At 66.6% G+C, this 12,174-nt stretch carries 11 protein-coding genes, 1 tRNA gene and 1 riboswitch; of the genes, 3 read left to right on the top strand and 9 right to left on the bottom strand.

What is annotated here, in order from left to right:
• The 3 genes from FE811_RS22895 to FE811_RS22905 form a co-directional block, all read left to right on the top strand.
• Positions 1-217: hypothetical protein (locus FE811_RS22895; protein WP_140848904.1), on the top strand; the 217-nt coding region annotated here is incomplete at its 5' end.
• A 267-nt stretch (positions 218-484) separates the two neighbouring features.
• Positions 485-985, top strand: coding sequence for a hypothetical protein (locus FE811_RS22900; RefSeq protein WP_181180936.1), 501 nt, complete (start codon positions 485-487; stop codon positions 983-985).
• Positions 986-2,345: 1,360 nt separating this feature from the next.
• Positions 2,346-2,558, top strand: a complete 213-nt coding sequence (locus tag FE811_RS22905; protein ID WP_140848908.1) for a hypothetical protein — start codon at positions 2,346-2,348, stop codon at positions 2,556-2,558.
• A 357-nt stretch (positions 2,559-2,915) separates the two neighbouring features.
• Here the strand turns inward: FE811_RS22905 and FE811_RS22910 are convergent.
• The 9 genes from FE811_RS22910 to FE811_RS22950 form a co-directional block, all read right to left on the bottom strand.
• A tRNA-Ala gene (locus FE811_RS22910) sits at positions 2,916-2,991 on the bottom strand.
• 124 nt (positions 2,992-3,115) lie between these two features.
• Entirely contained in the window at positions 3,116-5,944 is a 2,829-nt protein-coding gene (gcvP, locus tag FE811_RS22915) for an aminomethyl-transferring glycine dehydrogenase (RefSeq protein ID WP_116222020.1), read from the bottom strand.
• Between the two features lie 150 nt (positions 5,945-6,094).
• The gene (gene gcvH, locus FE811_RS22920; RefSeq protein WP_081750479.1) at positions 6,095-6,451 is read right to left on the bottom strand and encodes a glycine cleavage system protein GcvH; all 357 of its coding nucleotides are present in this window, start codon (positions 6,449-6,451) and stop codon (positions 6,095-6,097) included.
• A 10-nt stretch (positions 6,452-6,461) separates the two neighbouring features.
• Complete coding sequence (gcvT, locus tag FE811_RS22925; RefSeq protein WP_116222019.1) at positions 6,462-7,574, bottom strand: glycine cleavage system aminomethyltransferase GcvT; 1,113 nt, start codon at positions 7,572-7,574, stop codon at positions 6,462-6,464.
• Between the two features lie 133 nt (positions 7,575-7,707).
• Positions 7,708-7,797, bottom strand: a riboswitch (glycine riboswitch).
• A gap of 54 nt (positions 7,798-7,851) precedes the next feature.
• Positions 7,852-8,634 carry an SDR family oxidoreductase gene (locus tag FE811_RS22930; protein ID WP_116222018.1) on the bottom strand — a complete coding sequence of 261 codons (783 nt, stop codon included), beginning with the start codon at positions 8,632-8,634 and terminating at the stop codon, positions 7,852-7,854.
• 58 nt (positions 8,635-8,692) lie between these two features.
• Positions 8,693-9,031: a hypothetical protein gene (locus tag FE811_RS22935; RefSeq protein WP_036757127.1), complete on the bottom strand. Its 339-nt coding sequence runs from the start codon at positions 9,029-9,031 to the stop codon at positions 8,693-8,695.
• Positions 9,028-9,645, bottom strand: a complete 618-nt coding sequence (locus tag FE811_RS22940) for a hypothetical protein (protein WP_116222017.1) — start codon at positions 9,643-9,645, stop codon at positions 9,028-9,030. Before FE811_RS22940 ends, FE811_RS22935 begins: the two co-directional genes overlap by 4 nt.
• An 84-nt stretch (positions 9,646-9,729) precedes the next feature.
• Entirely contained in the window at positions 9,730-11,055 is a 1,326-nt protein-coding gene (locus tag FE811_RS22945) for a hybrid sensor histidine kinase/response regulator (protein WP_116222016.1), read from the bottom strand.
• Positions 11,056-11,058: 3 nt separating this feature from the next.
• The coding region (locus tag FE811_RS22950) for an FIST N-terminal domain-containing protein (protein WP_255469823.1) at positions 11,059-12,174 on the bottom strand (1,116 nt) is incomplete at its 5' end.

The following is a 12,174-nucleotide window of genomic DNA, read 5'->3' on the forward strand; positions in this document are numbered from 1 at the left end:
GGACGTTCCGGCGCTGATCCGGCTGGCGCGGGCGACGATGGGCAACATCCGCCAGAACGTCGCCATCGCGCTGGGGCTGAAGGCGGTGTTCCTGGTGACCTCGGTCCTCGGCATCACCGGGCTGTGGATCGCCATCCTGGCCGACACCGGCGCGACCGTGCTGGTCACGCTCAATGCCCTGCGCCTGCTGGGCCACGACCCCGGCAAGGCGGGCTAGGGTCGATCCGCCAGGCGCGCTGCTTGTCAGGTCGGCCGCCTGGCGATCCCTCCAGGGTCGAAGGGCCGGCCCGGCGGGAAGGATCTGCCGCTTAGGCCGCGCGAACCTCCGGACATTTTGGGAATAGCGCCCGGCCACAAGCCTGATCAGGTCAAAGTTGCCCTTGCAGCATATGCGCCGCAAGATATGGCCGACAAAGGCAGAGAACCGTCCGTTCTTGAGAGCTTGAACAATAGTGACACAAGCGCACCCTTTAAAGAATATAAGATGATATTCCATATGCCGACATCGACACCTATCAAGATCGAATATCCGGGACGGTGTGAGCTAAAACGTGTCTTTGGGCGGAACAATCGCACCAGTGAACGGATCCGGATGAATTATCCGCTCCTTCCTCCAGGCATCAGTTTGAGGGCATCGCGTACGATCCAATACTACGGCCAATTTGATCAGCCGCGCATCAGCGAGATTGTTGCTGATCTGACGGCGAAGATTGGTGTCCCTCCGCTTCAGATCACCACGGTTAGGCAAAAGTATCGGCGGCAGTTTGCGAACGGCGTTCAAGTTCTCGATAGCGCTGATCAAGAGCATGAGTGCTATGAGTATATCGGCAAAGGACACGATGAGACCGGGATTAAAAACATTAATGAGAACGGCCGGCGCGATGTCGCCCCGATCATTGAATTTGGCACGGGTATTTCGGGCGATCGCGCTAAACGCATTCAGTTCGCCCTCTGGGATAATGAGCACGGCAAAGGCCAATCTTGATGCTTATTTTCAGCTCTTTGTCGATTATGCACGACGCTATCAGGAGGAAATCGGCGACACATCCTCGATCTGTGATTACCCTCATCCTGGAGGTGAACCTGTCATCTGCCCTCAATCCATCCGTGAGCCGCACCGATGTTTCGGTGCGGCCCATGTAATTATTGACTCCCCACAATACCCTAAGCCGGCATGCTGAATATCGCTGCGACACAATCAGGAGAAGGCCCATGAATTGGATTGGTAAAATCGATAGAGTTCTCTCAACCGCGTTCCTGATAAGGACGATTGTCGGTCTTATTGCCCTGCTCGCGCTGCTCCCCCCGCCATCGCCCTTGGTGACCACTTCGTAAATGAAGCCTCGAGGGAAATGATAATCGGCATCTTCAAGGAAATGAATGTGATCGAGTTCATTTTCGCCATGCGCGCGCCCACGATCCGCGCCCCTGAAACATCCAAGCCGATCATGGGGCTGACAAGCCTTTCCATCTAGATCTTGCCTGTAGCTGTTTTTGGCGGCGCCGCTATTTCTGCCATAAGCAACGCAAATCACTACGTTGCGATGCTTGACCTGGTTTCCGCTCCCGCAGCGATAGCCCTATCGATCGGCTGACTACCGGCATGTCCGACCTTAACGGCTACACTGGGAATTATATAATCACTTCTGGCGGGGCGAGTTATTCTGAGTGGGCGACCAGAATATACGATACTGGTATAGCTGCCGGATGTCAGATGATCTTGGAAGGCTGCCAAAGCCGATCTATCCACACTGGGGAATGGTGTTAGCGCATTTTTCTACCATTATCCTATTTACTTTATTCATGTCGCGCACGTTCGTGGCGCGGTAAAAAATCGTTCAAAGGGATAAAATCAAAAACTACACCCAAGAGGGCAAAAAATAAACCGCCGAGCTAAAAACAGGAGAAAACCTTGATCGGAAAAGGCGCCGCAACGGTAAGGATGAAAGCAGCTTCGCGATCGTATAGCCTGAAAGGCTCGTCAACTGCGATGGGAAAATTCCGCAATCTCTGCACTTAGAACCTGACACTTCAATGAAAGGCGGCCGTGGAATAAACCCACACCCACCTTTTTCGTTATCCAAATACAAGAATGGATATGGCTCCGGTGCCGCGTGAGACGCGCGGTTAGATCATTATATCAACGTCCTGATCCAGCTGGGTTAAAAGCTCCATCAGCCGATCCGCTTGTCGTTGACTACCCAGCCCGCCTGGCTGCGCAGCACTTCAACCGCTGCGGCTTTGCCACGATCTCATCTGGCTTGTGCCGCTTCTGTGCCGTTGCACCCCTCCTTTATGGCAAAAACATACTCCGAGGTGGACGCGTTGAAAGGGGAGCTTCCGGGATGAAAACAGTGCGTTCGGAGCCACAGTCTGCATCGTCATCCCATGGTTGGCTGATCGCTACGCGGCGGGCGGGGACTGGCGCGCTGGCATGGGGGATAGGAGAGAAGATCGACGTGACGTTCCGCCGTCATGTTGTTGCTCACGGCTATGCTTCCTACCTGAATTCCACCGAAATGCAGAAGATTGGAAAAGACCCGTTCCTCGTCGCCTAAGCCATTGGCAAGTCAGATTGCACTGTGGTCAAGAGAGAGCCACCCAAGCCGTCGAAGCAGCGTACCAATCGGAAAGTGCCCGATGTGGGCAATGTCTGTGGCGTTACTTGGCTGAATGATTTCGGGTTCTATCGAGGGGTCGATTTCAGAATCAGGCGATGTGCAGGGGAATATTTGCACCCGTTGCACCGAATCGAAAGCCCCGACTTTCGCCCAATTCCATGAGGCATCGCATAGTCTGGCGAGGAAATCTTCTCGGCCTCGCCAAGACCAGAAACGTGACCGGCCTTGATGATGGGATGAATGCGGGAAACCCCACAGAAAACCCTATAAAAACATAATTCTATGCGGATTTTCTGGTGGAGCCGAGGGGAATCGAACCCCTGACCTCATCATTGCGAACGATGCGCTCTACCAACTGAGCTACGGCCCCATGGGCGTGCTATCTCGCGCAAGCGCTGGGGCTTGTCAAGGGGCCGCAAGACCTGTTTCGAAGCTTTCTGCTCTGCCCCCTGCCGCGGGAAAACCCCGCCGAAACATCGGCGGGGCAGGACGCATCACTCTGCCGCCTCGGCATAATCCTCGACCGGGGGGCAGGTGCAGACCAGGTTGCGGTCGCCATAGGCATTGTCCACCCGCCCGACCGGAGGCCAGTACTTGTCCACCCGGAAGGCGCCCGGCGGGAAACAGCCCTGCTCGCGCGAATAGGCGCGGTCCCAGTCGGCGACCAGATCCTCGACCGTATGCGGCGCATGACGCAGGGGCGACGCCTCGGCACCGATCCGGCCCTCGGCGATCTCGGTGATCTCGTCGCGGATCGCCAGGAAGGCGGTGACCAGCCGGTCGATCTCGGCCTTGGTTTCCGATTCGGTCGGCTCGACCATCAGCGTGCCGGCGACCGGCCAGCTCATCGTCGGCGCGTGGAAACCGTTGTCGATCAGCCGCTTGGCGATGTCGTCCACGGTCACGCCATGCTCCTGGAAGGGGCGGGTGTCCAGGATGCATTCATGCGCCACCCGGCCGCGATTGCCCATGAACAGCACCGGATAGGCGCCGGCCAGGCGGCTGGCGACATAATTCGCGTTCAGGATCGCGACCCGCGTCGCCTGCGTCAGCCCGGCGCCGCCCATCATCAGGATATAGGCCCAGGAGATCAGCAGGATCGAGGCAGACCCCCAAGGCGCCGCCGAGACCGCGCCCGAACCCGTCCGCGGATCGGCGGGCAGGAAGGGCGCCAGATGCGCCTTGACCCCGATGGGCCCCATGCCGGGACCGCCGCCGCCATGCGGGATGGCAAAGGTCTTGTGCAGGTTCAGGTGGCTGACATCGCCGCCAATCTCGCCCGGCCGCACCAGCCCCACCAGCGCATTCATGTTGGCGCCGTCGATATAGACCTGGCCGCCATGGTCATGGGTGATGCGGCAGACCTCGCGCAGCGTGTCCTCGAAGACGCCATGCGTCGAGGGATAGGTGATCATCACCGCCGACAGCCGGTCGCCAGCCTTCGCCGCATGTGCGGCGAAATCCTCCAGGTCGATGTCGCCGTTCGGCGCCGATTTCACCACCACGACCTTCATCCCCGCCATCTGCGCGCTGGCCGGGTTGGTGCCATGGGCGCTGACCGGGATCAGGCAGATGTCGCGATCCTCGCCGCGCGACTTGTGATAGGCGGCGATGGTCAGCAGCCCGGCATATTCCCCCTGCGCGCCGCTGTTCGGCTGCAGGGAAAAGGCGTCATAGCCGGTGATCGCGCACAGCTTCTCGGTCAGGTCGGCAAAGACCTCGTGATAGCCGGCCGCCTGGTCCTCGGGGGCAAAGGGATGCAGCGCACCGAACTCGGGCCAGGTGATCGGCATCATCTCGGCAGCGGCGTTCAGCTTCATGGTGCAGGAACCCAGCGGGATCATCGCCCGATCCAGCGCCAGGTCGCGGTCGCTGAGCCTGCGCATATAGCGCATCATCTCGGATTCCGCCCGGTTCATGTGGAAGACCGGATGGGTCAGGTAGTCGCTTTCGCGGATCAGCGCCTCGGGGATCGCGGGCGTCGCGGCCGGCCGGGCCGGGTCGGTGATGCCGAAAGCGTCCAGCACCCACGCGATCACCCCCGCATCCGTGGTCTCGTCGACCGAGATCCCGACCCGGTCGCGCCCGACCTGGCGCAGGTTGATGCCGCGATGCCGGGCGGCGGCCAGGATCCCCGCCTGCCCCACGCCCACCCGCACGGTGATGGTGTCGAAGAACGCCTCGGGCTGGACCTCGGCCCCGGCGGCGCGCAGCGCCTCGGCCAGCGTCGCCGCGTTCAGATGCACCCGCTGGGCGATGGCGCGCAGGCCGACCGGCCCGTGGAACACGGCATAGAAGCTCGCCATCACCGCCAGCAGCGCCTGCGCGGTGCAGACGTTCGAGGTCGCCTTCTCGCGCCGGATATGCTGTTCGCGCGTCTGCAGCGACAGGCGATAGGCGCGGTTGCCCTTGGCGTCGATCGACACGCCGACGATCCGCCCCGGCATGGCGCGCTTCATCTCGTCGCGGCAGGCCATGAAGCCGGCATGCGGCCCGCCATAGCCCATGGGCACGCCGAAGCGCTGCGCCGAGCCGATGGCGATGTCGGCGCCCATCGCGCCCGGCTCCTTCAGCACGCAAAGCGCCAGCAGGTCGGTCGCCATGATCGCCACCGCGCCCGCGGCATGCAGCGCCGCGATCTCGGCGGTATAGTCCCGGACCTCGCCGAAAGTGCCGGGATACTGGAAGATCGCCCCGAACACGGCCGACGGATCGCATTCCGTGCCGCGGACGATCTCGATCCCCAGCGGCGCGGCGCGGGTCTCGATCACGGCAATGGTCTGGGGATGCAGGTTCTCGCTGACGAAGAACGCAGGTGCCTTGGACTTCGCCACGCGCTGCGCCATGGCCATGGCCTCGGCGGCGGCAGTGGCCTCGTCCAGCAGGCTGGCATTGGCCACCGGCAGCCCGGTCAGGTCGGCGACCATGGTCTGGAAGTTCAGCAGCGCCTCCAGCCGGCCCTGGGCGATCTCGGGCTGATAGGGGGTGTAGGCGGTATACCAGGCCGGGTTCTCCAGGATATTGCGCTGGATCGCGGGCGGCGTCACCGTGCCGTAATAGCCCTGCCCGATCAGGCTGGTCATGACCCGGTTCCTGGCCGCCACTTCGCGCATGCGCTGCAAAAGCGCCGCCTCGGACAGCGCCGGCCAGTCCAGGGCCTCGGCCTGCCGGATGCTGGCCGGCACGGTCTGGCCGATCAGCTCATCCAGCGTCTCGGCGCCCACGACCTTCAGCATCGCCGCCATCTCGGCCGGGGACGGCCCGATGTGGCGGCGATTGGCGAAATCGTCGGGATCATAGTCGGTCGGGGTCCATTTACCCATCACTGGCCTCGATGCATCAGTATATCCACGGGGACGGTCCCGGAGATCGCGCGGGCCCGAAACGCCCGCCTTTCTCCGTTCTCCAAATACTCTCGGGGGTCCGGGGGCAGACAGCCCCCGGCTTCCGCCGGGCCGCCAGGCCCGGCAATCTCAGCCGATCAGCGCCTGGTAGCCCGCCTCGTCCAGGAAACCGGACAGGTCGACCGAGGCCGGCTTGATGCGAAAGAACCAGGCCGCCATCGGGTCCTCGTTCACCGCGCCGGGCGCGTCGGGCAGCGCCTCGTTGACGGCGGTGATGACGCCCGCGACCGGTGCCACGATGTCCGAGGCCGCCTTGACCGATTCGATCACCACGATCTCCTCGCCCGCCTCGACCTCGCGGCCGACCTCGGGCAGTTCGACGAAGACGACGTCGCCCAGCTGCTCGCTGGCATGCGCCGTGATGCCGACGACGATCTCGTCGCCGTCCTGTTTCAACCATTCGTGGTCTTCGGTGTATTTCAACATGCCTGGCCTCTCAGCGCCTGTAGCTTGGTTGATGGAAGGGAAGCGGGGTGATCGTCACCGGCAGCCGCCGGCCGCGCAATTCGGCCCAGACGGTGGCGCCGGGGGCAAGCCGCGCGGGCAGGATCGCCATGGCGATCGGCCCGCCGACCGAGGGGCCGAAGCCGCCCGAGCAGACCTTGCCCAGCAGGGCGCCGCCCTCGGCCGCGTCGAAGATCCCGACCCCCTCGCGGATCGGCGCGCGGCCCTCGGGGCGCAGGCCCGTGCGGCTCTGGGCGGGGCCTCGGACCAGTTCCTCCAGCACGGCATCCGCGCCGGGAAAGCCGCCCGCGCGGGCGCCGCCGGCGCGCCGCGCCTTGGGGATCGACCAGCCGAGCCCCGCCTCGCCGGGCAGGGTCGAGCCGTCCATGTCATGGCCGTAAAGCGGCATCCCCGCCTCCAGCCGCAGGCTGTCGCGGGCGCCCAGCCCGATGGGCGCGACCTCGGGCTCGGCCAGCAGCGCCTCGGCCAGGGCGACCACCCGGTCCTCGGGCACGGAAATCTCGAACCCGTCCTCGCCGGTATAGCCCGAGCGGCTGACCCAGAGCGTCGCGCCCTGCCAGTCGAACTCGGCCACGTCCATGAAGCGCATCGCCGCCACGCCGGGAACCAGCCGCGCCAGCACCGCCTCGGCCTCCGGCCCCTGCAGCGCCAGCAGCCCGCGATCCGTCACCGGCTCGACCGAAATCCCCCGCGCCTCCAGCTGGCGCAGATGGGCGATGTCCTGCTCGGCGCAGGCGGCGTTCACCACCAGCAGCAGGTGGTCGCCCTTGTTGGCGATCATCAGGTCGTCGAGGATGCCGCCCGCCTCATTGGTGAACAGCCCGTAGCGCTGCCGCCCCTGGGCCAGGCCTAGGATGTCGGCGGGCACCAGCGCCTCCAGCGCCTCGGCCGCGCCCGGCCCGCGCAGGATCACCTGGCCCATGTGGCTGACGTCGAACAGCCCGGCATGGGCGCGGGTATGCAGATGCTCGTTCAGCACGCCCATCGGATATTGCACCGGCATCTCCCAGCCGGCAAAGGGCACCATCTTCGCGCCGCGCGAAAGGTGCAGGTCGTATAGCGTCGTGCGCCGAAACTCGGCCATGGGCATCCCCCTTTTCTGCGGACGGACCTGTCCCGGCCGCTGCGATGCCCCCTCTGTCCCTACCCCGAAGCGGGGGCGCCTGAGATCGTTATCCCTTCGGCGGGCGGCTGATGCCGCCTCTCTCCAGAGCGTTCGGCGGAAAACGGTCCCTTTGCCTGAGAGATTCCTGGGGCGGTTGCTCCTTCGGCCCTGGCTTTTCGCCAATGTCTCCCGATTTCCGACTTTCGTCGTAGCCGGGCGGCAGGATTCTGGCAAGAGCCTTCTGCCGCCCGGTTTTTCAGACCGTGACGTTCAGCGCGCCCCCGTCCAGCAGGATGTTCTGACCGACCATGAACCGCGCCTGCTGGCTGCACAGGAAGGCGCAGGCGGCGCCGAAATCCTCGGGGCGGCCATAGCTGCGGGTCGGGATCGTCGCCTCGCGCCGGCGGCGGGCCTCGTCGAGGTCGATGCCCTCGGCCCTGGCCACGCCCGAATCGAGGCTGACGGCGCGGTCGGTGGCATGGATGCCGGGCAGCAGGTTGTTCACCACCACGCCATGCGGCGCCACCTGCCGCGACATGCCGGCGACAAAGCCGGTCAGCCCGGCGCGGGCGGTGTTCGACAGCCCCAGCACCGCGATGGGCGAGCGCACGGATTGCGAGGTGATGTTGACCACCCGGCCCCAGCCGCGCTCCATCATGCCCGGCACCAGCGCCTGCATCAGCGCGATGGCGGTCAGCATGTTGGCGTCGATGGCCTTGATGAAATCCTCGCGCGACCAGTCGGTCCAGGTGCCGGGCGGCGGGCCGCCGGCATTGTTGACCAGGATGTCGGCCTGACCGGCCAGGGCCTCCAGCACGGCGGCGCGGCCCTCTTCGGTGGTGATGTCGGCGGCGACCGGCGTGACCGAAACGCCATGTCGCGACGCGATGTCGCGCGCGGCCGCCTCCAGCGCCTCTGCGCCGCGGGCGTTGACGACCAGATCGACCCCGGCCTCGGCCAGGGCTTCGGCGCAGGCCCGGCCCAGCCCCTTCGACGCGGCGCAGACAAGCCCCTTCTTGCCCCTGATCCCCAGATCCATGGCTTCCCTCCTGTTCAGCTCGCCGCCAAGGAAGCGCGGGGCGCGCGGATTGTCCAGTTCAGAAGCAGAGGATCTCGGCCTCGGCCTCGGCGCGGCGGAAATTGGCGACGATGTCGTTGACGGCGATGCCCTGGCGAAAGATGCCGGCGCGCTCGCCCGGCGTCTGGCGCATGGCCAGCACCGTCTCGGCCTTGACGTAGTCGTCATAGGGCAGGATCTCGGCGATCTGGTCGATGGCGCAGCTGCACCGCTCCAGCATCTCGCGGGTCTGGCCGTTCGCCGCCATGCAGACGAAGACGTAATCGGCCCGCGCATTGGTCGGATAGTCGTTGATCGCCTGCGCCCAGGCCATTCCGGCCGAAAGCGTCAGGGCTGCCGTCAGGGTCGCCCGGATCATTTCAACACCATTTCGCTGTGATAGGCCGGCCGCCCGCCGGCCAGCGGGCCGGTCTCGGCCAGCATGCGCCGGATCGGCCGCTTCGGATCGTCCAGGGTGAAGCGCAGCTCCAGCGTGTCGAAGCCGGCCATGCGCCCGCGATTCTCGTCCTGCGCGAAGGGCGTGAAGACGGCGACGATCGCCTCGCCCTCGCGCCGGACCGCGCCGTCGCGAAACAACGCATCCTTCAGCCGGTTGCGGATATAGAACGGGCTGCCCCCGGTCAGCGCCGCCATGTCCCGCGCGATGGTTTCCAGAAAGAAGGTCAGCGCCGGATCGCCGCCCGAGGCCGGGAAGGGGCCGATCCTGCGCGTGATGCGCGGCGTCTGCTCGGTCAGCTCCAGCGCCGGCGGGCCGTCCGCGGCGTCCGGGGCGACGGCTGCCAGCGTGACGGTGCCCTCGCCCAGCGGTGCAAAGCCCCCAACCTCGGGGCCGGTCTGGCGCAGCGTCCAGACCAGCGGTCCCTGCGACAGATCCCAGGGCCCGCGCTCGGCAAAGACCAGGTCGCCCGCCTCGCCCGCCCGAAGCGGCGTGGCCAGCAGCGCGATCAGCGCCAGTCCTCGCAAGACGTTCATCCCGGTCCTTCCTTCCCTGTCAGCGACCCTGCCCCCGTCCGGGCCGCGGCGAAAGCCCGCCGCCGGCTGCCTGCTGCTTTGGTCTTAGGCCAGCATCCGCTGCAGCATGGCCTGCAGGTCCTCGGGGCGCACCGGCTTTTCCAGCAGGGGCACGCCCATCTTCTGGCAGGCGCCGCCCAGCTCCGGCCCCCGCCGGGCCGAGACGACGATGGCCGGCACCGCCTGCCCGGCCGCCTTGCGCAAGGCCGCGATGGCCTGCAGGCCGGTGTCGCCATTGTCGAGGTTGTAGTCGGCGATCACCACGTCCGGCGGCTCGTCACCCATCTGCGCCAGAGCCTCGGCGATGCCGCCCGAGACGCGGGCGACCATGCCCAGCCGGTCCTGCAGCACCAGTTGCAGGGCGCGGCGCATGGCGTCGTCGTTCTCGACCACCAGCGCCACCCGGCCGCGCAGATGCGGGCCCTGGCCGGCGCCCTCGGGCCGCGCGGCCTCGCCCCCCGGCGCGACCAGTGGCAGGCTGACGCGAAAGACGGTGCCGCGCCCCGGCTCGCTGTCCATGGCGATGGGATGGCCCAGCTTGGCGCAGGCGCGGCGCACGATGGACAGGCCCAGCCCCATGCCGGGCGCGCCGCCCTCGCGGCCGATGCGCTGGAACTCGTCGAAGACGCGGGCGCGGTCGGTGGCGGCGATGCCGATGCCGGTGTCGTAGATCTCGAGCCACGCCCGCTCGCCGCGCTTGCGCACGCCGACCAGCACGCCGCCACGGTCGGTATACTTGATCGCGTTGGAGACGAGGTTCTGCGCGATCCGCCGCAGAAAGGTCGGATCGCTTTCCACCACCGCCGAGGTCGGCGCAAAGCTGAGCCGCAGCTCCTTGGCCTCGGCCATGGGCGCATATTCGACGGCCAGGCGGCGGAACAGCTCGCCCAGGTCGACGGGCTTGCGCTGGAACTCGATGCGCTGGCTGTCCAGGCGGGAGATGTCCAGCACCGCGTGCATCAGCTCCTCGACCGATTCGAAGGCGCCGGAAAGCCGGCCGGTCAGCTCGCGCTGGAACTCGTCCAGCGGCGTGTCCTTCAGCGCCGACAGGAACAGCTTGGCGGCGGACAGCGGCTGCAACAAGTCGTGGCTCGCCGCGCGCAGGAACCGGGTCTTCGAGCGGTTCGCCTCTTCGGCCGAGGCGCGGGCGACGGCCAGCTCGCGGTTGCGTTCGGACAGGTCGGCCAGCGCCTGTTCCAGCTCGCGCGTGCGGGCCTGCACCTCCTGCTCCAGCGCCACGGCGGCCTGGAACATGGACCAGGCCGAGCCGCGGCTTTCCTCCAGCCGGTCGATGCGCTCGACCAGCACATCGGCGATGCGCGTCAGCTTCTCGACCCGCCGGGCGGGGGGATCCTCGTCGCGCAGGAACATGGCTCAGCCCGGCGCGGGCGGCATCAGGGCCATGCCGACGAAGGTCTGGTTCACATGCATGCCGCTGTGCTGCTCGCCATAGGTGTTGAAGCCGGCGACGCGATAGCGCGCCAGAAGCTCCGACATCTGCCCGTCCATGCCGGCGCGTTCCAGCGCCAGCCGCCGCAGCACGCAGTCGAAGCCCAGCACCATCAGCGGCGGGCGCGGCAGCGCGTCCAGCGCCTCGGCAAAGCCGCGGGTCATGTCCATGGCCCGGCCCAGCGTCAGGATGCTGCCCGCCTCGATCCCGGACAAAAGCTGCAGGCCGCCCTCGGGGGTGATGGCACGGATGGCGCGGACGTGATGGCGCTTGCCGGTGCGCAGCAGCAAGGGATGGCGGGCGAATTCGGTCGGGGTCAGCGCCTCGACCGGGATGCCGGCCAGCCGGGCATATTCCTGCGCCGCCGGCTCGTCGTTCAGCTCCAGGATGATGCGGTTGTGGCGGTCGGCGGCGGTGACGACCGCGCGCCGGTCGGTCGGGCTGAAATGCTGGAAGGAAACCTCGGCCGCCGCCAGGTCGGTCTCGACCAGCAGGAACAGCGCCGCGCCGGGATGGGCGGCGCCATCGACCATCTGGCAGGTCGGGCCGAAGCCCATGCCCTCGGCGCTTGAGCCGCCGACGATCGGCAGGCCGGGGATCGCCGCGTCCAGCGTCGCGGTCAGCACGTCCTCCTGCCGGGCCAGCGCATCGGCCAGCAGCACGCCGAAGCTGGAGCGGCGCAGGTCGGAGCGGAAATCGCCGTGAAAGCGGCGCAGCGTCGCCATCCATTCCGACACCGGCACCAGCGCCTGGTCGCGCAGCACGCAGACCCCGACCCGGAAGCTGGCCGAGGGGAACCCCAGCGCCGTCACCGTCTGCGCGCAATAGCCGCCGGGGCCGATCTCGCCGACCGAGGAACAGCCGACGATCCGGCAGCCCTGCCCCAGCGCCTCGCGCAGCGCGCCGCCCAGGGCGGGCAGCCCCTCGGCCGGCATGCCGAACAAAAGCACCAGCGCAGGGTCCAGCGGCGCCATGGCCGCGGCGATGCGCCGGGCGGTGTCGTCGCCGGCGGCCGGCACCGAGACGGCGACGGGCGCGGG

The organism is Paracoccus sp. FO-3 (assembly GCF_006386455.1).
GTDB classification, from domain to species: Bacteria; Pseudomonadota; Alphaproteobacteria; order Rhodobacterales; family Rhodobacteraceae; genus Paracoccus; species Paracoccus versutus.